Annotated in this window: 23 protein-coding genes; 11 read left to right on the top strand and 12 right to left on the bottom strand. The window is 59.1% G+C overall.

All coding sequences use genetic code 11. The features are described 5' to 3' along the window. Positions 1-145 precede the first annotated feature (145 nt). From typA to DT594_RS11015, 4 genes are all read left to right on the top strand, one after another. Entirely contained in the window at positions 146-1957 is a 1812-nt protein-coding gene (gene typA / locus DT594_RS11030) for a translational GTPase TypA (protein ID WP_149332726.1), read from the top strand. 164 nt (positions 1958-2121) lie between these two features. Then, positions 2122-3441 (top strand): glycerophosphodiester phosphodiesterase family protein, encoded by a 1320-nt coding sequence (locus tag DT594_RS11025; protein WP_149332725.1) that lies wholly within the window; start codon positions 2122-2124, stop codon positions 3439-3441. Continuing rightward, positions 3434-3970, top strand: a complete 537-nt coding sequence (locus DT594_RS11020) for a DUF924 family protein (RefSeq protein WP_149332724.1) — start codon at positions 3434-3436, stop codon at positions 3968-3970. The genes DT594_RS11025 and DT594_RS11020 overlap by 8 nt, the downstream gene beginning before the upstream one ends. A gap of 60 nt (positions 3971-4030) precedes the next feature. Then, positions 4031-4456 (top strand): VOC family protein, encoded by a 426-nt coding sequence (locus DT594_RS11015; RefSeq protein WP_149332723.1) that lies wholly within the window; start codon positions 4031-4033, stop codon positions 4454-4456. Positions 4457-4459: 3 nt separating this feature from the next. Here DT594_RS11015 and DT594_RS11010 read toward each other — a convergent pair whose 3' ends face one another. Then, positions 4460-6079: an NAD(P)/FAD-dependent oxidoreductase gene (locus tag DT594_RS11010; RefSeq protein WP_149332722.1), complete on the bottom strand. Its 1620-nt coding sequence runs from the start codon at positions 6077-6079 to the stop codon at positions 4460-4462. Between the two features lie 301 nt (positions 6080-6380). Here DT594_RS11010 and DT594_RS11005 point away from each other — a divergent pair, with 301 nt between their 5' ends. Beyond that, entirely contained in the window at positions 6381-7757 is a 1377-nt protein-coding gene (locus DT594_RS11005) for an META domain-containing protein (RefSeq protein ID WP_149332721.1), read from the top strand. Between the two features lie 41 nt (positions 7758-7798). Further along, positions 7799-8380 (top strand): NnrU family protein, encoded by a 582-nt coding sequence (locus DT594_RS11000; protein WP_149332720.1) that lies wholly within the window; start codon positions 7799-7801, stop codon positions 8378-8380. 37 nt (positions 8381-8417) lie between these two features. On the opposite strand, the gene DT594_RS10995 is transcribed toward DT594_RS11000, so the two are convergent. Then, positions 8418-8861: a hypothetical protein gene (locus tag DT594_RS10995; RefSeq protein ID WP_149332719.1), complete on the bottom strand. Its 444-nt coding sequence runs from the start codon at positions 8859-8861 to the stop codon at positions 8418-8420. Positions 8862-8945: 84 nt separating this feature from the next. Between DT594_RS10995 and pip the strand changes: the two genes are divergently transcribed. Both pip and dtd read left to right on the top strand, forming a co-directional pair. Beyond that, positions 8946-9917, top strand: a complete 972-nt coding sequence (pip, locus tag DT594_RS10990) for a prolyl aminopeptidase (RefSeq protein WP_149332718.1) — start codon at positions 8946-8948, stop codon at positions 9915-9917. Positions 9918-9932: 15 nt separating this feature from the next. Further along, positions 9933-10370 (top strand): D-aminoacyl-tRNA deacylase, encoded by a 438-nt coding sequence (gene dtd / locus DT594_RS10985; protein ID WP_149332717.1) that lies wholly within the window; start codon positions 9933-9935, stop codon positions 10368-10370. 15 nt (positions 10371-10385) lie between these two features. Here the strand turns inward: dtd and DT594_RS10980 are convergent, their stop codons facing one another. The 3 genes from DT594_RS10980 to DT594_RS10970 all read right to left on the bottom strand — a co-directional run bounded on the left by DT594_RS10980 (position 10386) and on the right by DT594_RS10970 (position 14308). After that, positions 10386-10973, bottom strand: a complete 588-nt coding sequence (locus DT594_RS10980) for a 2-hydroxychromene-2-carboxylate isomerase (RefSeq protein ID WP_149332716.1) — start codon at positions 10971-10973, stop codon at positions 10386-10388. Between the two features lie 33 nt (positions 10974-11006). Then, positions 11007-11735, bottom strand: coding sequence for an SDR family oxidoreductase (locus DT594_RS10975; RefSeq protein WP_149332715.1), 729 nt, complete (start codon positions 11733-11735; stop codon positions 11007-11009). Between the two features lie 245 nt (positions 11736-11980). Next, on the bottom strand, positions 11981-14308 hold the full coding sequence (locus tag DT594_RS10970) for a TonB-dependent receptor (protein ID WP_246164620.1): 2328 nt from the start codon (positions 14306-14308) through the stop codon (positions 11981-11983). Positions 14309-14533: 225 nt separating this feature from the next. On the opposite strand from DT594_RS10970, the gene DT594_RS10965 reads away from it, so the two are divergent. The 3 genes from DT594_RS10965 to DT594_RS10955 all read left to right on the top strand — a co-directional run bounded on the left by DT594_RS10965 (position 14534) and on the right by DT594_RS10955 (position 16933). Further along, positions 14534-15214, top strand: a complete 681-nt coding sequence (locus DT594_RS10965; RefSeq protein ID WP_149332714.1) for a Fe2+-dependent dioxygenase — start codon at positions 14534-14536, stop codon at positions 15212-15214. A gap of 13 nt (positions 15215-15227) precedes the next feature. After that, entirely contained in the window at positions 15228-16328 is a 1101-nt protein-coding gene (locus tag DT594_RS10960; RefSeq protein WP_149332713.1) for an alpha-hydroxy acid oxidase, read from the top strand. A 110-nt stretch (positions 16329-16438) separates the two neighbouring features. After that, on the top strand, positions 16439-16933 hold the full coding sequence (locus tag DT594_RS10955; RefSeq protein ID WP_149332712.1) for a winged helix-turn-helix transcriptional regulator: 495 nt from the start codon (positions 16439-16441) through the stop codon (positions 16931-16933). A 40-nt stretch (positions 16934-16973) separates the two neighbouring features. On the opposite strand, the gene DT594_RS10950 is transcribed toward DT594_RS10955, so the two are convergent. From DT594_RS10950 to hisI, 7 genes are all read right to left on the bottom strand, one after another. After that, on the bottom strand, positions 16974-18653 hold the full coding sequence (locus DT594_RS10950) for a carboxylesterase/lipase family protein (protein ID WP_149332711.1): 1680 nt from the start codon (positions 18651-18653) through the stop codon (positions 16974-16976). A gap of 190 nt (positions 18654-18843) precedes the next feature. After that, a complete protein-coding gene (locus DT594_RS10945; protein ID WP_149332710.1) occupies positions 18844-19551 on the bottom strand; it encodes a 16S rRNA (uracil(1498)-N(3))-methyltransferase in 708 nt (235 codons plus the stop codon). Next, positions 19548-20333 (bottom strand): twin-arginine translocase subunit TatC, encoded by a 786-nt coding sequence (gene tatC, locus DT594_RS10940; RefSeq protein ID WP_218574508.1) that lies wholly within the window; start codon positions 20331-20333, stop codon positions 19548-19550. Before tatC ends, DT594_RS10945 begins: the two co-directional genes overlap by 4 nt. Further along, positions 20323-20769 (bottom strand): Sec-independent protein translocase protein TatB, encoded by a 447-nt coding sequence (gene tatB / locus DT594_RS10935; RefSeq protein ID WP_149332709.1) that lies wholly within the window; start codon positions 20767-20769, stop codon positions 20323-20325. Before tatB ends, tatC begins: the two co-directional genes overlap by 11 nt. 5 nt (positions 20770-20774) lie before the next feature. After that, the gene (tatA, locus tag DT594_RS10930; RefSeq protein WP_149332708.1) at positions 20775-21005 is read right to left on the bottom strand and encodes a twin-arginine translocase TatA/TatE family subunit; all 231 of its coding nucleotides are present in this window, start codon (positions 21003-21005) and stop codon (positions 20775-20777) included. Positions 21006-21047: 42 nt separating this feature from the next. Continuing rightward, a complete protein-coding gene (locus DT594_RS10925; RefSeq protein ID WP_149332707.1) occupies positions 21048-21380 on the bottom strand; it encodes a phosphoribosyl-ATP diphosphatase in 333 nt (110 codons plus the stop codon). Then, positions 21373-21786: a phosphoribosyl-AMP cyclohydrolase gene (gene hisI / locus DT594_RS10920; RefSeq protein WP_149332706.1), complete on the bottom strand. Its 414-nt coding sequence runs from the start codon at positions 21784-21786 to the stop codon at positions 21373-21375. The genes DT594_RS10925 and hisI overlap by 8 nt, the downstream gene beginning before the upstream one ends. Positions 21787-21803 lie beyond the last annotated feature (17 nt).

Here is a 21803-nt window from a genome sequence, read left to right as displayed (position 1 = left end):
TTTGTTTTCGGCAAATTACCCTCGCAAATAGCGGATTATCGGCTGATGCGTACAAAAAACATACACTGTCACCTCCGGGTCTGTATAATGCCCACCTCTTTTTTCAGTTAGCTCGACCGCGGTCGGGCAATCCAGGATGTCCATAGTGATCGAGAAACTCCGCAACATTGCCATTATTGCCCACGTTGACCACGGTAAAACGACTCTGGTTGATAAGCTTCTGCGCCAATCTGGCACCCTCGAGCGGAATGAGCTCGACACCGAACGCCTGATGGACTCCAACGATCAGGAAAAAGAGCGCGGCATTACCATCCTTGCCAAGAACACCGCGATCAACTGGAACGATCACCACATCAACATCGTGGACACCCCCGGTCACGCCGATTTCGGCGGCGAAGTAGAGCGCGTGATGTCGATGGTTGACTCCGTACTGCTGCTGGTAGATGCGCAGGACGGCCCCATGCCGCAGACTCGCTTCGTGACTCAGAAGGCCTTCCAGGCTGGTTTGCGTCCGATTGTTGTGGTCAACAAGGTTGATCGCCCAGGCGCGCGCCCGGATTGGGTTGTGGACCAGATGTTCGACTTGTTCGACAACCTGGGCGCCACTGAAGAGCAACTGGATTTCCCGATCGTTTTCGCCTCGGCCATCAACGGCGTTGCCGGTCTTGAGCATGACAATCTGGCTGACGACCTGACCCCGCTGTTCCAGGCCATCGTTGATAACGTCCCTGCACCTCAGGTTGACCGCGAAGGCCCGTTCCAGATGCAGATCTCCGCTCTGGACTACAACAGCTTCCTCGGTGTAATCGGCGTGGGCCGTATCGCCCGTGGCCGCGTCAAGCCGAATACGCCGGTGGTTGCTATCGATGTTGATGGCAAGCGTCGCAATGGCCGTATCCTCAAGCTGATGGGTCACCACGGCCTGCACCGCATTGACGTTGACGAAGCTGCCGCCGGCGACATCGTCTGCATCAGCGGTTTTGACGAGCTGTTCATCTCCGACACGCTGTGTGATCCGCAGAATGTTGAAGCGATGACACCCCTGTCGGTTGACGAGCCTACCGTGAGCATGACCTTCCAGGTTAATGACTCGCCGTTCTGCGGCAAGGAAGGCAAGTTCGTCACCAGCCGTAATATCAAGGAGCGTCTGGACAAGGAGCTGCTGTACAACGTGGCTTTGCGTGTGGAAGAAGGCGACAGCGCTGACAAGTTCAAGGTATCCGGTCGTGGTGAGCTGCACCTGTCGGTCCTGATCGAAACCATGCGTCGTGAAGGTTTTGAAATGGCCGTAGGCCGTCCTGAAGTCATCATCCGCGTGATCGATGGCGAGAAGCAGGAGCCCTTCGAGAACGTTACTATCGACCTCGAAGAACAGCACCAGGGCGCAATGATGGAACAGATGGGCCTGCGTAAGGGTGATCTGACCAACATGGTTCCAGATGGCAAGGGTCGCGTACGCCTGGAGTACACCATTCCGGCTCGCGGTCTGATCGGCTTCCGTAACCAGTTCCTGACCATGACTTCCGGTGCCGGTATCATGACCAGCATCTTCAGCCACTATGGCCCGTTGAAGTCAGGCGAAATGAGCGGCCGCCAGAATGGCGTACTGGTTTCTGTTGCTACCGGCAAGGCGCTGACCTACTCGCTGGAAACCCTGCAGGCGCGTGGTAAGCTGTTCCTGGGCCATGGCGATGAAGTGTACGAAGGCATGTTGGTGGGTATCAACAGCCGTGACAACGACATGGGCGTCAACCCTACCAAGGGTAAGAAGCTGGATAACATGCGTGCTTCCGGTAAAGATGAAACCATCGCGCTGGTACCGCCAGTACGCTTCACACTGGAGCAGGCGCTGGAGTTTATCGAAGACGACGAACTGGCCGAAATCACGCCTAAGTCGATCCGTCTGCGCAAGAAGCTGTTGTCCGAAAACGAGCGCAAGCGCGCTGGCAAGAGCTAAGCTTCAGTTAGCTGACCAAACCCGCCAGGGGTGACTCTGGCGGGTTTTTTATTGCGTGGGAGGTAGACTGGGCTCAATGCCTCGAGCTCTGGCACACAGCACCAAAGCTGATAGGAACGCTCTTGTGCTTACCCGTTCTTCACCCTTTAGCGAGAAGAGGCAGGATGAAAATTCAGACCCTGGCGATGGCGCTGTTGCTGACCGGTAGTGTAGCGGCAGCAGCGACGCCGAGCCCTGCGCAGGCAGTTGAGCAAGACCGTCACGCGCATGCCGATCAGCAGGTTGCGCCCTGGACTGAGCTGCGGAGCGCCCCGCGGATTGAGCTGGGACCACGCCCGTTCTGGCTGGCAGATGGCCTGGAGGAAGGCCCACTGAAGCGGTCACTGCAAGCCTGTGATACGTCAAATCTCCAGCCGTCGACGTTCTCCATTGGACACCGCGGCGCGCCACTGCAGTTTCCAGAGCATACTCTGGAGTCCTATGTTGCCGCGGCGCGCATGGGCGCAGGGGTTATTGAGTGTGATGTGGCCTTTACCCGGGATCGCCAGCTGGTTTGCCGGCATGCCCAGGATGACCTGCACACCACTACCAACATCGTCGCCGTGCCGGCGCTGAATGCGAAGTGTACCCAGCCCTTTATCCCAGCCGATCCAGACAGCGGGCGTCCAGCCCAGGCCGAATGCCGCACCAGCGACGTCACGCTGGCCGAGTTCAAAACGCTGCAAGGCAAAATGGATGCCTTTGATCCAACGGCCACCACGCCGCAGGCCTACCTCGGCGGCACCGCCGATTGGCGCACCGACCTGTATGCCGCGCGCGGCACTGTGCTGAGTCATCGCGAGAGCATCGCCCTGTTCAAACAGCTTGGCGTTGAGTTCGTCCCGGAACTGAAGACGCCGGTGGTGAATATGCCGTTCGAGGGCGAGTACACCCAGGAGGACTATGCCCGGCAAATGATTCAGGATTATATCGATGCCGGTGTCGCGCCCGCCGATGTGATGCCGCAGTCGTTTCGACTGGAGGATGTGCTGTTCTGGATTGATCAGTTTCCGGCATTCGGCCGTCAGGCCGTCTATCTTGATGATCGCGCGCTTACCGATGAGACCGTCTCGCTGGATTACATGGCGGACTTGAAAGCTCAGGGCGTTGCAATACTGGCGCCGGCCTTGTGGAAGCTGCTCACTCTGGATGATCAGCAGCGAATCGTCCCCTCTGAGTACGCGCGAAATGCCAGGCGTGCCGGGCTCGATCTGATTGCCTGGTCGGTTGAGCGCAGCGGTCCTCTGGCGCAGGGCGGTGGCTGGTACTACCAAAGCGTCCAGGAGGCGATCAACCGGGACAGTGATGTGCTGACCGTGATTGATGTGCTGGCGCAACAGGTGGGGGTGAAGGCGATCTTCGCCGACTGGCCTGCCACAACAAGCTTTTATGCGCACTGCATGGATGTGAACCAACCCGACAAAAGGCTGCAGACTGATGATTGATGAGATTAATCGATTCTGGTTTGAAGAGATCAAACCGGCCCAGTGGTGGAGGGTGGAGCTGGCGTTTGATCGGCAGATCGCCGAGCGTTTCGGTGCCGTGCATCGGCAGGCCGAACGCGGCGAGCTGGAAGGCTGGCGGGCAACGCCCGAGGGGCGTCTTGCTGAGATCCTGGTGCTGGATCAGTTCTCCCGGAATATCTGGCGCGACACGCCACGTGCCTTCGCCAACGATAGCATGGCGCTGGTGCTGGCGCAGGAAGCGGTGCGGCAGGGTGCTGATCAGGAGCTGCCGGTCGAGCGGCGGCGGTTCGTGTACATGCCGTTCATGCACAGTGAGTCGCTGCCGATTCACGAGATGGCAGTCCAGCTTTTTTCTGCCGAGGGTCTGGAAGACAATTTGAAGTTTGAGTGGAAGCACAGGGAGATAGTTGAGCGTTTTGGGCGTTATCCGCACCGCAACGCGGTCTTGGGCAGGCCTTCAAGCCTGGCGGAATTGGCCTTTCTCAAACAGCCGGGTTCGAGTTTCTGAGCGACGTCTATTTCCGGGAGCTATGCTGAGCCACAGGCGTTCCGATGCTGGGAGTTCACCATGTTTACCTATATCAGTCTGGGTACCAACGATCTGGAGCGTGCGGTGCGTTTCTATGATGCAGCGCTGGCACCACTCGGGCTGCAGCGCTGTGACCCGCAGGACGAGGATGGCTGGGAAGAGATTGCTGGTTGGGGCACCTACGAGGAAGACGGACGCCGGGAATTGGCGTTGTGGCTAGGCAAGCCGTTCAATGGCCAGCCTGCCACCTTCGGCAACGGCACCATGGTCGCTCTCAAGGCCGATAGTTGGGAGGCCGTGCGTGCCTTCCACGCCGCAGCACTGGCAGCAGGCGGCACCAGTGAAGGTGAGCCGGGATTGCGGCCGCAGTATAACGCTGACTTTTTCGCGGCTTATGTGCGGGACCCGGACGGCAATAAGCTGGCCGCCGTGTGCCGCGGGTTCACCAGCGAACAGGACGCTTGAGTCTCAGGTCTGCCTGTCCGCCAGCATTGCCGTGGCCACGGCTTCGGCGATCTTGATCCCGTCTACGCCCGCGGAAAGAATCCCGCCAGCGTAGCCGGCACCTTCGCCCGCAGGATACAAGCCACGGGTATTGAGACTCTGCAGCGAGATATTATCGCGCTTGATGCGCACTGGGGAGGAGGTACGGGTTTCGATACCGGTGAGCACCGCATCCTGGCGGTCAAAGCCGCGAATCTGTTTGCCAAAGGCCGGCAGCGCTTCACGAATGGCCTCAATGGCGTAGGCGGGCAGGGCGGCGGCCAGGTCGCCGAGCAGTACGCCGGGCTGGTACGAAGGCTGTACCTCACCGAGGCTGCTGGAAGCTTTGGCGCGAATAAAATCCCCGACCAATTGGCCGGGCGCGCAATAGTCGCTGCCGCCCAGTTCAAAGGCGCGGGACTCAAGCTGCTCCTGCAGTTCCACGCCGGCCAGCGGCCCGCCGGGGAAGTCCTGCTCAGGGTGGATGCCAACAACGATGCCGGCATTGGCATTGCGCTCATTGCGCGAGTACTGGCTCATGCCGTTGGTGACCACGCGCCCGGGCTCCGACGTCGCCGCTACGACCATACCGCCCGGGCACATGCAGAAGCTGTAGACCGCACGCCCGTTTCTGGCGTGGTGCACCAGCTTATAGTCCGCGGCGCCGAGTTGCGGGTGGCCGGCGTATTTACCCAGCCGGGCGGTGTCGATCAACGATTGCGGATGCTCGATACGAAAGCCAATGGCAAAGGGTTTCGCTTCGACATAAACGCCGCGCTCATGCAGCTTGCGAAAGGTGTCGCGCGCACTGTGCCCCAACGCCAGCACCACATAACGACTGCGCAGTTCTTCGCCATCGGCCAGTTGCACACCTTCAATGCGGCCATCGTTGATGAGGAAATCGGTCACGCGGCTATCAAACCGAACTTCGCCGCCCAGCGCCTTGATCTCTTCGCGCATGCTCGAAACTACACCGGTGAGCCGGAAGGTGCCGATATGCGGCTTGCTGACGAACATGATTTCCTCAGGCGCGCCAGCGCGGACGAACTCATGCATGACCTTGCGGCCATAGAATTTCGGATCCTTGATCTGACTGTAGAGCTTGCCATCGGAAAACAATCCGGCCCCGCCTTCACCGAACTGCACGTTGGACTCGGGCGAGAGCACCTTGTTGCGCCATAGCGCCCAGGTGTCCTTGGTGCGGCTGCGCACATCCCTGCCGCGCTCCAGCACAATCGGCTTGAAACCCATCTGCGCGAGCGTCAACGCGGCAAACAGCCCGCAGGGTCCAAAGCCGATCACCAGCGGCCGTTCGTTCAGGTCGGTGGGCGCCTGGGCCACCGGGTAGTAAGCGGTATCCGGAGCCGGGCGGATATTGTGATCCTTGGCAAAGCGCTTGAGCACCGGCGCTTCGTTGCTCAGCTCGACATCGAGAATGTAGACGAAGGTAATCTCGCTGTTCTTCTTGCGCGCGTCATAACTGCGCTTGAACACCGTGAAGTCCAGCAGTTCGGCGTCGGTTATCTTCAGGCGCGCGACTATGGCCGGACGCAAGGCTTCGGTGGGATGATCAAGGGGTAACTGCAGTTCGTTGATGCGAATCATGCGAGTGTCCTGGCCGGTGACTCCGGCAGAGGTGGAATACAAGAGAATAGCGGGGCAGGTTTCGGGCGGCCGCAGGCGCAGTAGTTTACCTTCGGTGCGCTACGCTGTCATGCGCGCGCGGGGTAGTGCATCAGTAAGCGGTGAATAGTTATTGCTGCTTTGGAGCATGCATTGTAAGAATGCTTGATCAAAAGCTAGCTGTTGCTCGCTTTCGATTGGGCAAGACAGGGGAACGCTGACCCACGGGAAAAGTCCTAGTTCACACTATTCAACCATTTACGTTTGCTTGTGGAGCAATGCCATGACGCTATTCCCAGTCCCCTCTGCGCCTGCCCCAATTCGCTGGGGAGTCGCCGCTACCGTGCTGGGCGCTTTGCTCCTGTTGGTGGGTTGTTCCGACGCGCCACAGGAAGTCAACGCGGAGGTTGATGCTCAGCCGCCGGCGGAAGCGCAAACCTCAGTGGTGGATGCCGATGACGATCGCATGGTGTTGCGTGGTCAGCTGGTGTATCGCTCCCGGGTCGCATTGGCACCTAACAGTCAGGCGTTGATCGAATTGCGCGACGTATCCGACTCGGCGTCACCGGATGAGGCGATGATTGCCGAGCAGCGGTTCAGTCTGAATGGCCGCCAGGTACCGCTTGAATTTGCCCTGGAACTCAGCGCCAGCGATCTATCTGAGGATGGCGATTACCAGCTCAGGGCGGCGTTAACAGAAGCCGAACGTACTACCTGGATTTCCGAGCCGATCAGTGTCCCCGCGCAGGCGGGCATACGCGACCTGGGCCAGGTCACGTTGATGCCTTATCGTGCTGCGGCATTCAGCAGCGTGTTGCAATGCGGGCGTCTGCAAGTGAGTGCCGGCTACGAAGGCGACACGCTGGTACTGGATGCGAACGGCGAAAAGCACATATTGCTCCCGGTAGAGGCGGCGTCAGGTGCGCGTTATGAAGCAGAAGGCGACCCCGATACGCGGTTCTGGAGTAAAGGAAACACAGCTGATCTGATTATCGATGCCGTGCGCTATCCGCTCTGCGTCCCGCCAGGGGAGATCATCGAGCCCTTCGTTGCCAGAGGCAATGAGCCTTTCTGGCGTGTCGACCTGGAGGCTGGTGCGCTACGCCTGACGCGGCTTGAGGAGGAGTTGATCGAGGCTGCCGAATATACCCAGGCAGTGGAGTCCACCACTAGCCGCTTGGTAAGTGCCGTAGCCGGCGATTCGCAGGTCGAGATGCAAGTGAACGAAGCGCTGTGCACTGACAGCATGAGCGGCATGCTCTACCCGCAGACAGTTGAACTCAGCTATGACGATCACAATTTCTCCGGCTGTGGCGGCGACCCTCTGCGGCTGATTCAGGGGGTGGAATGGGTAGTCGAAGACATTAACGAGGCGGGTATTATTGATCGCTCGCATGTGACGGTGAATTTCGGTCCCGATGGGCTGCTCTATGGCCAGGCGTCCTGCAACAACTACCGTGGCGAATACGCGCTGTCGGGCGAAGGACTGACCCTCTCCACGGCGGCTACCACCCGCAAGGCCTGCGCGCCGGCATTGATGCAGCAGGAGCAACGAGTGTTGGCCGCTCTCGCTTCGTTACAGCGCTTTGATTTCACTGAGGATGGCGCCCTGATACTCTACGCAGGTGCCGGGCAAAGCCTGACCGCCCGTGCGCCCTGATAAGCGCCTGTGCGTATAACCATAATGAAAAGGATGTATCCATGCTGGCTTTGGTGATTGGTTTGTTGCTGTTTCTCGGGGTGCATTCCACCCGCCTGTTCGCCGCGCAGTGGCGGGCCAGGCAAATCAGCAAAAGGGGCGTGCTGCCGTACAAGGGTGCCTACGCCATTGCGTCGCTCGCCGGCCTGCTGCTGATCATCTGGGGTTACGGTCAGGCGCGCCTGGATCCTACCTGGCTATGGGTATCCCCGGTATGGACGCGGCACCTGGCGGCATTGTTGACGGTGCCAGCCTTCATCCTGCTGGCTGCGACCTATATTCCTGGCACCCACATCAAGGCTCGCGTGGGCCATCCGATGTTGCTCGGGATCAAGTTCTGGGCCATTGCCCACTTGCTGGCCAACGGCACTGTGGCGGATCTGCTGTTGTTCGGCAGCTTCCTGGCCTGGGCTGTGGCGCTGTACGTGGTCTCGCGTCGCCGCGACCGGATGGCGGGCGTGACCTATCCCAAAGGCCGGGCGGCGATGGATGGAGCGGCAGTAGTCGTGGGTCTGGTCGCTTGGGTGATCTTCGCCATGTGGCTGCATGGCGCGCTGATCGGCGTAAAACCCTTCGGCGGCTGAATCTTTCCTTGGCGTAATAGCGATATCACCGGGTGGCCTATTTCCAGGTCAACCGGTGCAACTGCCAATCGCCGTCTTCTTCCAGCCAGTTCAGCGTCACCGAGTAGACCCGGGCGCTGTCTGGAATAAAGCGCTCGGCACCACTCAAGCTGACTTGCGCCTGCGTGACGGCTTGCCCGTCGTAGACCGGGTCAATTGCGGTTTCCTGATTGATTACCAGCACGTTGACCCGCTGGTTCTGCAGAAACATCAGAGTCATGGTACGCCGCGCCCAGTCGCGATCCAGCTCGCCTCTGGCCTGAAAGTCGCTGTGCAGTACGTCCATTACCCGGTCGGTGGAACGCGCCTCCAGACCGTCCTGAAGTTCGTCAAGCTTGAGATTCAGGCGCTCGTCGGCGCTTTGCGACCCACAGCCCGCAGTCATCAGTGCGATAGTGCCAACAGCCAGCCAACACAAGAGAATGCGACGCACGGGTAGCATAGACAGAGTGCCCTTCGGTCAGTAATGTTGTGCCTATCAGATAGCAGTCGGTTCCGGCTGCCCATCAGGCCAGGAGCGGTCATCATGCAGCTGTTGTACCCGGAGATCAAACCCTTCGCCCGCCATGAACTGGCCGTGGAAAAGCCTCACATATTGTATGTGGATGAAAGCGGTCAAGCCGATGGTTTGCCAGTGGTGTTTATTCACGGGGGACCGGGTGCGGGCTGCGACGGGTTGAGCCGGCGCTTCTTCGACCCTTCGGTCTACCGCATCATCACCTTTGACCAGCGTGGTTCCGGCCGCTCGACACCGCATGCCAGCCTGGAAAACAACACCACGCAACATCTGGTGGAGGATCTCGAGGTGCTGCGCAAGCATCTGGGCATAGAACAGTGGGTGCTGTTCGGCGGCTCCTGGGGTTCGACGCTGGCGCTGGCCTACGCGCAGACGCATCCAGAGCGGGTGTTGGGGATGATTTTGCGCGGCATTTTCCTTTGTCGTGATCAGGATATCCGCTGGTTCTACCAGGAAGGCGCGAGCCATGTTTTTCCCGATTACTGGGAGGATTATCTGGCGCTGATCCCAGAAGAAGAGCGCCACGATATGGTCGCTGCCTATTACAAGCGGCTGACCGGCGACGATGAGATCTGCCGCATGCACGCGGCCAAGGCCTGGTCGATCTGGGAAGGCCGTTGTGCCACCTTGCGGCCCAGCCCGCAGGTAGTGGACCGCTTCAGCGATGCCCGGCGGGCTTATGCGATTGCACGGATTGAATGCCATTACTTCGTTAATCATGCCTTTCTTGAAGCTGATCAACTGCTGGATAACATGGAATCCATCGCGCATATTCCCGGCATCATTGTGCACGGCCGGTACGATATGGTCTGCCCGCTGGATAACGCGCACAGCCTGCATCAGAAATGGCCTGGCAGTGAGCTGAAAATTATTCGCGACGCCGGTCACGCGGCTTCGGAAACCGGTATCGCTGACGCCCTGGTACGGGCCACCGAAACCTTGTCGCGCCAGCTGCTCAACCTGCCGCCGCTGGTGGAATAGGCGAGTAATGCAGCGATGAAAGCGCTGTTACAGCGGGTCACCCAGGCGCGGGTTGAAGTCGGCGGCGAGGTGGTGGGGAGTATCGATCAGGGCCTGCTGGTGCTGGTCGGTATTGAACCGCAGGATGACCGAGCCACCGCCGACAAACTACTCCAGCGCCTGCTCAAGTATCGGGTATTCAATGATGCCGATGGGCGGATGAATTGCTCGGTACAGGATGTTCAGGGCGGTTTGTTGCTGGTATCGCAGTTCACTCTGGCGGCCGATACACGCAAAGGCTTGCGGCCTGGCTTTTCCACGGCAGCTACGCCGGCGGCTGCGGAACAACTCTTTTCCTACCTGCTGGCACAGGCACGGCATGCCCACGCCGCCGTGGCCAGCGGACGGTTTGGCGCGGATATGCAGGTGCATCTGATCAACGATGGGCCAGTGACCTTTCTGCTTGAGGTGTAGCCCTGTTGAATGTCCTTAGCGGGCCAACGCCGCCTCGACAAACTCCAGCCGGTCCTGACCAAAGAACATCTCGTCGTTGACAAAGAAGGTCGGCGCGCCAAACACGCCGCGCTCGACTGCTTCGGTTGTAGTGACCTTGAGCTGCTCCTTGACCTGCGGATCGCTGATGCGCTGCAGTACGGCAGTGGGGTCGAAGCCAGCTTTGGCCAGCACTTTGCCGACCACTTCCGGCTGGTTCATATCCTGCTCATCCACCCAGATCGCGGTGAATATCGCTTTCAGATACCGGTCGAAGTCGTCGGTGCCGAGAAACGCTGTTGCGCCTCGCATCAACTGTAGCGTGTTGATCGGAAAATACGGGTTGTGGTTGAGCGTGACGCCGTAGCGCTGCGCATAGCGCTGGAAATCCTTGCGGGTATAGTTGCCCTTGGCTTCCACCGTGGCGGGTGAGCTATTGCCGGTGGCCTGGAAAACGCCCCCCAGCAGCATAGGCCGCCAGATAATGTCAGCGCCGGTACGGCTGGCCAATTCCGGCAGTTGCGTCCAGGCGAGATAGGTTGCTGGGCTACCTACGTCAAAGAAGAATTCAAGTTTTTTGTTCATTATGCCGTCCTTAATGCCAGGTTGTTCGGGTGTTCAAAAGGTTTCCATCCAGGGCCGCAGGTCCAGCTCATGGGTCCAGCTGTCGCGTGGCTGGCAATGCAGCTGCCAATATTGTTCGGCGATATGCTCAGGATTGAGAATGCCATCCTGGTCCTTCAGCGCATAGCGTTCGGGGAAGGTATCGCGGATAAAGGCGGTATCGATCGCACCGTCAATAATCGGATGCGCGACGTGAATGCCCTGGGGGCCGAGCTCGCGCGCCATGCTTTGCGCCAGTGCGCGCAGGGCAAATTTGGCCCCGGCGAACGCGCTGAAGCCCACGCCACCGCGTAAGGAGGCCGTCGCACCGGTGAAGATGATGGTGCCCTTTTGCCGCGGCAACATAGCCTTGGCCGCTTCACGGCCGGTCAGAAAACCGGACAGCGCCGCCATTTCCCATACCTTGCGGTAGACGCGCTCAGTGGTTTCGGTAATCGAAAAACGTACGTTAGCGCCAATATTGAATACCACCACTTCAATCGGGCCGATATCCCGTTCTATGTGCTCGAACAGCTCGACCATCTGTTCTTCCACCCGGGCGTCACAGCCAAAGGGATGTGCGGTGCCACCTGCGGCCCGGATCTCATCCGCCAGCACGGTCAGTTGATCGACATTCCGGCGGGTGACACACAGGCTATAGCCTTCACGGGCGAAGCGTTTGGCAATGGCACCACCGGTGGCATCGCCAGCGCCGATCACCACTGCAACAGGGGGTGTGGACATGCTCAGTTCCTCTTCTAGACTTTTACGACGCTGATGGTCGTTGTGTGTGCGTCTTAGTGAGTTCTTTTTTTGAACCTAGCTAATAGTCAGTTTCTTTTTGGAACTTGTCAAGCGGCGGCGTGGAGGCGAAGCATTGAGGTGCGGTAAAGCAGGGGACGTTATGCGCGAAGAGTGCGGCTGAGACGCCACAGTAGATGCGCCAGCCGCACCAGAGGGTTGCTCCGGTGCGGCTGGCGGCGAGGGGGTTAGAAGTCGATGGTCGTGGTCAGCAGGTAGGAGCGGGGTGCGCCGATTGCTGCGCGTGCGCCGGACCAGTTTGACGAGGTCGCATATAGCTCATCCGTGATGTTGTTGACGTTCAACCGCAGATCAATATTCTGGCTTACCTCATAGGATGCCATGGCATTGAACACGGTGTAATCCGGCAGTTTGCCGTAGCGACCATTGGGAATGATCCGGTCGGCATCATCCGGACGCCCCAGCCAGGACTCACTCACGTAACGTGCGCCACCGCCAATTGTCAGGCCGAATGGCAGTCGGTAGGTGGTCCACAGATTGGCGCTGGTATCGGGGGTAAATGCCAGCTCGTCGCCGCGGGTCGAGGTGAACGTGCCGTAATCCCCAGGACTCGCTTCCCGTCGGGCAGCGTCCAGATAGGCACTGTGCTCACGCTCGCTTTCCAGGAACACCACACCGCCAAACACGTCCCACTCTGGGGTGATCCGCCCGGTCAGGCCCAGCTCAAGACCTTGTACGATCTGCTTGCCATACCCTTTCAGTTCGGTTGGGCTGTCGGGCTCGCCTGGCGTTTTGCCGCTGATGGCTACATTGCGTCGCTCAGTGTGGAACAGCGCGGCGGTGGCAGACAGGCGGTCGTCAAACAGTTCCCACTTGGTGCCAATTTCGTAGTTGACCGCCTCTTGCGTCTTGGCGGCGTCGTTGTTCTGGCCGATCAAGCCGGGGAAAGCATTGTTACCGGTACGAGAAATATCCGGGTTGGAAAGATAGGAGCCTGGTGGCAAAGTGGATAGTCCAACCGAGGCGTAGATCGAACCGTTCTCCGCCGGTTTGAATACCAGGCCGAGTTTACCGCCCAAGGTTGTGTCCGAGAGGCTATAGCCGTCAGCGGGGCCTTGGGGCGTTCCATCGGCATTCAGGCTGTCGATTTCAACGCGGTAGTGTTCGGCACGCAGGCCGCCAGTGACTTGCCATTGCTCGTTCAGCTCAAGGGTGTCATAAGCGTACAAGGCGACAGTTTCGATGCTGACATCGTTGCTTTGCTGCGGCTCCGGGTTGAAGGCGTCCGAGCGTGAAGGATCCGGGTTGAACAGATCGGTTTCGCCAGCATCGTTGGTAGCATAACGCTCGCCGTCGGAGGTTTCCTGGCTTAGCTCTAGCCCGGTCGACAAGGTGTGTTTCAACCCGCCGGTCTGGAAATGGGTTACCAGGCTGGTCAGATTGGACAGGGTGACGTTGGTGCGGTCGTAGAACTGGGTCTGGGTGTCGACAATATTGGTGCCGGGAGTAAAGCCGAACGGGACGGTGTAGCGAGCATCACGTTTGTTCTGCGACCAGCGCAGCTGATTGCTGAACGTGGTGTGGTCGGAAATATCATGCTCGATACGCGCCATCAGGGCGTAGGACTCGGCATCGTCGTAATCGGATTTCAATCCGTAGAAATTATCCCGGTCGCGTTCACGGGTGACGCCATCGTAGTTGTCCATGCCTTTGATATAGGCGGTCGGTATACCCCAGTCCGGCACATCCTCATGTTTCACATACTGGTACGCGAGAGTGAAGCGGGTCGGCGTGTTCAGACCAAAGGAAATCGAAGGGGCGATACCGAAGCTGCCCAGCTCGGCATGTTCGCGACCCGCAACCCCGCCATCCAGCGCCAACAGGTTGACCCGGACGGCGGTGCCGTCGGCGATGACGCGATTGCTGTCCAGGGTGGTACGCACACGGTTGTCGGAATCGTAACTGTCAAAACCGAAGCCCACCGAGGCCTGATTGAAATTCTGCAGCTGAGGCGTCTTGGTGACCTGGTTTATATAGCCACCGGGGCCGCCGCGGCCATTGTCCGCTGCTGGACCCTTGAATACTTCGACCTGTTCGACATTGAAGATGTCACGGTTCTGACTGCCTGAATCGCGAACACCATCGACAAAGATGCTGCCGCTGGTATCGAAGCCGCGCAGTTGGAAATTGTTGGAGCTGGTTGCAAAGCCGTTCTCCCCGGCGTTGAAACTGATGCCGGGGGTGTTGCCGAGTACGTCGGTCAGGCTCTGAGCGCCCTGCTGAACAAATACCTGGCGCGGAATAACCTGAATCGTTTGCGGTGTATCCAGCACCGGCGCGGTAAACTTGTCTGAACTGACAACCCCGGAGGCCGGAGCGGTGCTGCCTGTCACTGACGTAGCGTCAAGCTGCAGCACGTCTTCGGCCGGTGTATTGCTGGTGTAGGCCTGTTGCGCGTGGGCGGGCAACATGGCGAAGGTGCCGGTAGCGCAGATAATCGCCGCCGCTAGCGGATGTATGCGCGGGGACTTCGCGCTTCGGGTCTTTGCAGTCATTGATCATTTCCTTGACGATTTAGTGTTGTATTATTTGCAACTCATTGTTGTAATCTATAAGCAAATGATAATAATTAACATTTGCTGTTGGATCAAGTGGAACGTGATGTTCCTTGTATTGGTTCGCTGCTGAGGGTTGAATGAGCGGGCGCCCAGTCGCCCCAGCGCTCAAGTGCCGGTGGCGTGTTGGATTTGCCATTGATGAATCAGAGGGAGCGGTTTTAGGTGATGCATATCATTCCCAGCCTGTTGAATAAGGAACAGGTGCGTCAGGCGCGCGAGGCGCTGGACCATGCGGCATGGGCCGATGGGCAGCTTAGCGCTGGGCATCAGGCGGTGAAGGCCAAGCACAATCAGCAGCTGGATCAGAGTGATCCGCTGGGGCAGCAACTGGGCGATTTTATTCTTGAGCAGTTGGGCGCCAATCCATTGTTCATGGCGACCGCGTTGCCCTTGAAGGTTTTTCCGCCGCGATTCAATCGCTATCAGGGTGGCGGCCATTACCAGACGCATATCGATAGTGCGGTACTCAGCGTGGCAGGAACCCCGCACCGAGTGCGCGGGGATATATCCGCCACGCTGTTTCTATGTGAGCCTGAAGAATACGATGGCGGTGAATTGATTATCGACGACACCTACGGACAGCACAGCGTGAAGCTGGCCGCAGGCGATATGGTGCTCTACCCCGGCAGCAGCCTGCACCAGGTGGCACCGGTGACAAGGGGAGCCCGACTGGCTTCATTCTTCTGGATCCAGAGCATGGTGCGCCAGGACGTGCAGCGTGGCATTTTGCTTAACCTGGATCAGGCCATTCAGGACCTCACCTCCAAGCTGCCGGATGACGCCACTCTTGCGCAGTTGACGGGCGTTTATCACAACCTGTTGCGGCAATGGTCCAACACCTGAGCGGTACACGCCAATGACCCATGCATTACCACCTTTACCGCGCATTCCCGCACATGTAGTCGCGCTGGATGATTATGCCGATCTCAGCCGCGAGCACATGAGCGAGGGCGCTCGGGCCTGGCTTGATGGTGGCGCAGCGGATGAACTGACGCTCAAGGACAATCGCGCGGCCTTTGCTCGGCTCAAGCTCAAACCTCGAGTGTTGCAAGGCATGCATGGCGGCCACACCGAACTATCGCTGTTCGGCCAGCGTTTCGCTTATCCGGTATTGTTGGCTCCGGTGGCCCATCAGCGCGCGGTGCACCCCGATGGTGAGCTGGCTACCCTGCTTGGTGCGTCAGCCATGGGCGCAGGCATGGTGGTCAGTACTCAGGCGAGCGTCGCACTGGAGGATCTGGCGCAGGCGGCTCACGCGCCCCTGTGGTTTCAGCTGTATATGCTGGCGGACCGCGCACGGACTTCAGCATTGCTCGCGCGCGTCGAAGCGGCCGGTTACCAGGCGCTGGTGTTGACGGTAGATGCCCCCGTGACGGGCGTGCGCAACCGCGAGCAACGTAGCGGCTTCGTCATGCCCGATACCGCAACGGCGGTGAATCTGGACGCGGGTGCGCCCGCGCATATAGCTCGGCCGGGTGAAAGTCCGTTGTTTGGCAGTCCGCTGGTTGCCGCAGCGCCAGGTTGGCGAGAACTGGAATGGTTGCGCGCGCAGACCCGCCTGCCCATCTTGCTCAAAGGGATCCTCAACCCGGACGATGCTGCGCAGGCGCTAGGCTGTGGCGTTGACGGGATTATTGTGTCGAACCACGGTGGGCGAGTGCTGGACGGTGTGCCTGCTTCCATCGACGCCTTGCCCGGTGTGGTCAGAGCCGTCGATGGCGCTGTGCCGATTTTACTGGACGGCGGCATACGCCGCGGCACTGATGTTTTGAAGGCGTTGGCGCTCGGGGCGCAGGCGGTGCTGGTCGGCCGTCCGTACATGCACGCGCTGGCGAGTGCCGGGCCGGCTGGGGTAGCCCATGTTCTGCATATGCTCAGAACGGAGCTGGAGATGGCGATGATATTATCCGGCTGCCGCACCTTGGCGGATATCGATCAACGGATACTCTGGCAATAACTCCCCTTCGCTGATTGAGCGCCAACCTGATCTCCGTTGCGGCGCAAGCGTCAGTTTCTTTTTAGAACCCGGCGAGCTACTCTAGATTGAAGTGATTATGAGGATAGTTCATGCGGTGGGAAGAACTGGACCAGCAACCCTGCTCGCTGGCGCGAACACTGGCGGTGATTGGCGACAAATGGACGTTGCTGGTGCTGCGCGATTGTTTTCTCGGTGTGCGTCGCTTCGATGAATTCGAGAAGCGCCTGGGCATCACTCGGCATCTATTGGCCGGGCGGCTGAAGAAGCTGGTCGAGCATGGCGTATTGGCCAAGGTGGCCTATCAGCAACGCCCGCTGCGCGAAGAGTACCGGCTGACGCCAAAGGGTCTGGACCTGCACCCGACCATTCTGACGCTGGTGAGTTGGGGGGATCGGTATATGGCGGATGAGCGCGGTGCACCGGTGCTGCATTTGCACAAGGGGTGCGGCCAGATCATGAAGCCGGTGGTGGTGTGTTCCGAATGTGCAGAGCCGGTGACGGCAAGGGACGTGCGGGTGCAAGCAGGTGCTGGCTGGACAGTGCCAGGGGTGTTACCGCTAGCCGTCAGAGGTGGAACAGACTAGCGCTGCGCCGGATCGCTCCGGCGAAGCGCTATTGGCTGGATCAGAGATCCAGTGGCGGGTTTGCCCAGTAGCTGCAACGGTGATAATCAGTGAAATCACTGCTGGCCACCGCCTCGGCGGACGGCACATCCAGTTGCAGCAGCTCACCGCTGGCAGCCTGGGGCCAGGCTGCGGCGACCCCGTCCGCAGTATCCGGGCTGCCGGTGCGGGCAAAAGAGGTCCAGTAGTCGACCATCTCTGTTGCGAGCGAATCCAGTTGTTGCTCATCCCCGGTATGCCGATCTCGCATCAACTGTTCGGGGTAAAGCACGTAAGGAATTTCGCTGGCGTGGCTGGCACCCATCTCGAATTGTATAAACTGCGGCGGCACCAGCGTGTAAGGCGCATCCTCATCGCGGAACCAGTACTGGAAGGTGTTCATCTGCGCAGCGGCAAAGGTGGCGGCGTGTAGGCTACTGTTGCAGGCAAAGGTGAACTCGGTCCAGATCGCCGACAGGGCCTGGGAAAGTGGACGGCCTGCGTTCTGATACAACGCCAGATAGTCAGTGGCGATCTGCTCGCTATCGTAGGGGACCTGGCTCTGATACGGCGCAAAGAACTCGTTTACCCGCTGGCGATAAACGGCTTCGCCAAGGTCTTCGAGCGGCCCGTCACTGAGCTCATCCAGCGCCACAAAAAGCGTGCCCTCATCCTGGTTGCTGCCGATCATCACATCCAGATCGGTGTTGAAATCCTGTTCTGCCAACGCCTGCATGATCGATTTCGGCAACAGGTCATCTTCGGAATCTACCGCAGGTATGCCCTGCGAGCCCTGCAATGCCAGCAGATCGGTCACGCTGGCGGAGCGCAGGCAACTGGCGATACTCGCCGGATCGCTACAGCCCAGAGCCGTTGCGATCTGTTGTCCTTGCGCCTGAGCCACTGCCTTGGGCTGCTGGAAGGGCGCATAGGAGCCGCTCTGGACAATCGCCCGTTGGAACAGATTTTCTGCAGTGGCCCGTGGCGACACAATGTGGCTCATGACGCTATGGCCGCCAGCTGACTCGCCGAACAGTGTCACGTTGTCAGGGTTGCCGCCAAATTCGGCGATATTTTCTTTTACCCAGCGCAGCGCTTGCTGCTGATCCATCAAGGCGAAATTGCCGGCGTCGTCTTCCAGCTCTGGATGGGCGAGGAATCCGAGGTTCCCCAGCCGATAGTTCAGGGTCACGACCACCATGTCCTCGGCAACCAGTCGGGTCGGATCATATTCGCCGCCGCCATTGCCAAATACGAAGGCGCCACCATGAATCCACACCATCACCGGCAGGTCATCTGCTTCGGCGGGGGCGTAGACGTTCAGAAACAGGCAGTCCTCATCACCCTGGACTTGTCGGGTGGTGATATTGGTCTGTGGGCACATATTGCCGAATGCATCGCTGAGCTCCAGTACCGCCTCTCGGGGCTCGGCTGCTACCGTGCTGGCGAAACGCAGCTCGCCGACGGGTGGCTGTGCATAAGGGATGCCACGAAATACGCGCATGCTTTCAATCTCTATACCCTGAATATCGCCTTCGGTAGTGGTGATTCGCAAGGGATCCGGGACGGGTTCCGGGGCAGGGCTGGCGCTGGAGCCACCCCCTCCGCCGGAAAAGCAGCCGCTCAAGGTCGCTAACATTAGCGCGGCGGTGAGCGCGGTGAAGGTGGGGCGCGCCGTGCTGGCGCTAATAGGCTTTTTCATTGTTGTTATCCTTTGCGGTGACTACTTCCGAAATAACAGACGCGAGCTGTGCGTGAGACAAACACGTAAAGCGTCTGCGATAAGGGCAAAGACTAACTTTGATGGACGCACTGTGCCATGCGCCCAAACGGGTGATGGTCGAGCTCGGAAAATTGCGATATCGAAGGGAATGGATGAGGTACCGGAAGCTTTAAAACAAACGTCCGATCAGCGCGGTAACCGCTGTTTCCACGCGCAGTATGCGCGCGCCAAGCTGCACTGACTGGAACCCGGCCTCTACCAGTTTGTCCACTTCATAGGGAATCCAGCCGCCCTCAGGGCCAATCGCCAGGGCAGTGGGTTGAGTGACCGCGCGCGGGCAGGCCGGGTAGTCGCCAGGATGAGCCACCAAGGCCAGTCGGTCAGCGATGAGAGCTGGCAGGCGGTCTTCCACGAAGGGCTTGAAGCGTTTTTCGATCTGTACCTGCGGCAAGATGGTATCGCGGGCTTGCTCCAGGCCAAGGAGCAGATTCTCTTCGATCTGCTCTGGTTGCAGAAAAGGCGTTTGCCAGAAGCTTTTTTCCACCCGGAAGCTGTTCAGCAGAATGATCTCGGCAACGCCCAGGGTGGCGCAGTGCTGCAGTATGCGGCGGAACATCTTGGGTCTGGGCATCGCCAATAGAAGCGTCAAAGGCAGTTTGGCGGGTGGCGGTTGGTCCAGTTGCACGCTGAGCTCGGCGTGTTCAGCGCTCAGCGCGAGCAGCTCGCCTCGGCCCATCATCCCGCCCAGTTGGCCCACCTTGAGGCTGTCACCCACAGTTGCCTGATGCACCTGCAGCAGATGCTGCAAGCGCCTGCCGCGTAGCAGAACGCGGTCCGCACCGACAAAGTCTTCGTCGCGCAACAGCAGCAGATTCATGCGGGTGGCTGTTCTTCCGGATCGGTCTCGGCAGCATCGCGCTGGATGGGTTTGAGCATCGAGCTGAAGAGGATGCCGACTTCATAGAGCAGCCACATGGGGATCGCCAGTAGCGCCTGTGAGATTACATCCGGTGGGGTGAGGACCATGCCGATAACAAAACAACCGACAATTACGTAGGGCCTGATCTGGCGCAGCTTGGCTACGTCCACAGCGCCGGCGAGCACCAGTAGAATGGTCGCTACCGGAATTTCAAACGCCAGCCCGAACGCCATGAACAGCGTCAGCACGAAGTCCAGATACTTGTTGATATCGGTCATCACCGCCACGCCCTCTGGCGCGGTACTGGTGAAAAAGCCGAAGACCAGCGGGAAAACCACGAAGTAGGCGAAAGCCATCCCCGAGTAAAAGAGCACTATGCTGGAGGCCAGCAGCGGCACGGCCAGGCGTTTCTCGTGCTTGTACAAACCGGGTGCGATAAAGCTCCACAACTGGTGCAGCACAAAGGGCATGGCGATAAACAGCGCACTGACCAACGCCAGTTTGAATGGCGTGAGGAAGGGCGAGGCTACGTCGGTAGCGATCATGCTCGTGCCTTCGGGCATGAAGGCGCGGAGCGGCTCGGAGATAAAGGTGTAGAGGTCGTTGGCGAAGTAGAACAGCCCGGCGAAAATCAGCATCCAGATTACGATGATGCGCAGCAAACGTGAGCGCAGTTCAGTCAGGTGGGCTACCAGGGGCATGTCTTCGGCCAACTGCGCCGGGGTACGCTTATCGCTCATGGTGTGGTGTCTGCGGCTCGGCTGCGGGTACGTTCGGATTATCCAGCGTGCCTGGGTGATCCGCTGTGCTCACGGGGTCGGTGGGCTGTAGCGCGGGCTGCTCATCCGACACGGCAGCTGTAGTCTGATCAGTTGCTGTGACACTTTCGCTGCTGTTGCGTTTCACATTCGAGACAGGCTTGCCTAGGTTCTTGTCCTGATCTTTGCCGCCTTTCTTTTCAAGCGAGGACATGATTTTTTCATTGTGCAGCTGCTGACGAATTTCATCCGCGCCAATCTCGCGCTCAACCTGCGCACGCACGTCGGCGAAGCCGCGCTTGGCGCGACCTATCATCAGGCCAACGGTGCGGATAAACCCGGGCAGGCGCTCGGGGCCGAGCACCACCAGGGCAATCACCGCAATCACCAGCAGCTCAAGGAAACTGACATCGAACATGAGGATCAGTCCTTGGTGTGCGATTCCTGCTTGCGTTGAGGCTCAACGTCGAGCGTGTCGGCGCTTTTGTGTTCGTGATTCGGCTTGTCTTCATCGGTGTTGATGGATTTGCGAAAGCCTTTGATCGCCTCACCCAAATCGCTACCCACGCCTTTGAGCCGCTTGGTACCGAACAGCAGTATGACGATCACCAATACGATCGCCAGTTGCCAAATGCTAATGCCGCCAAAACCCATTTCAGACCTCCAGGGGCGGATGCCCCATGAGCGGGCTAAGCCCTATGTTTGTGGTCGCGCGGCCTTTTCGGCAAGGCCGGAAAGGTCGAAGCGTCGCTCCAGTTCTTGCAGAATGTCTTCTGGCCCGAGGCCCAAATGGCTGAGCATCACCAGGCTGTGAAACCAGAGATCGGCGGTTTCATAAATCAGGTCCGATTTATCCTCGCTGTGCTGGCAATCCTTGGCGGCCAACAGCGTCTCGGTACATTCCTCGCCCACTTTCTCGAGGATCTTGTTCAGACCTTTGGCGTGCAGGCTGGCTACGTAGGAGCTGTCCGCATCGGCTTGTTTACGCTGCTCAAGGACTTCGGCGAGCTGGCGCAGTGTGTCAGTCATGTTTATGTTCATAAATCTGTTTTGGGTCCTTGAGTACGGGGTCAACGCTATGCCATTGGCCCTCTCTGAATACCCGGTAGAAGCAGCTTTCGCGTCCGGTGTGACAGGCCATGCCGCCCAGCTGCTCGACCATCAGAATAATGACGTCGGCATCACAATCCAGCCGTAGCTCGTGCAGCACCTGCACATGGCCTGATTCTTCACCCTTGCGCCAGAGCTTCTGCCGCGAGCGCGACCAGTATATGCCGCGGCCCTCGCTTGCGGTCAGCGCGAGCGCTTCGCGATTCATCCAGGCGACCATCAGTACCCGCTGGCTGTGCACATCCTGGGCAATAGCGGGTACCAGGCCATCGGCATCCCACTTGATCATATCCAGCCAGGCGCTGTTATCTGTCGAATCATTCATAGTCAGAAGTGTGCCAG

Origin of the sequence: Halopseudomonas laoshanensis (assembly GCF_008365385.1) — a bacterium.
Classification (GTDB): Bacteria; Pseudomonadota; Gammaproteobacteria; order Pseudomonadales; family Pseudomonadaceae; genus Halopseudomonas; species Halopseudomonas laoshanensis.
The sequence above is the reverse complement of the archived record's forward strand: the minus strand, read 5'-3'. Positions and strand labels throughout refer to the sequence as shown.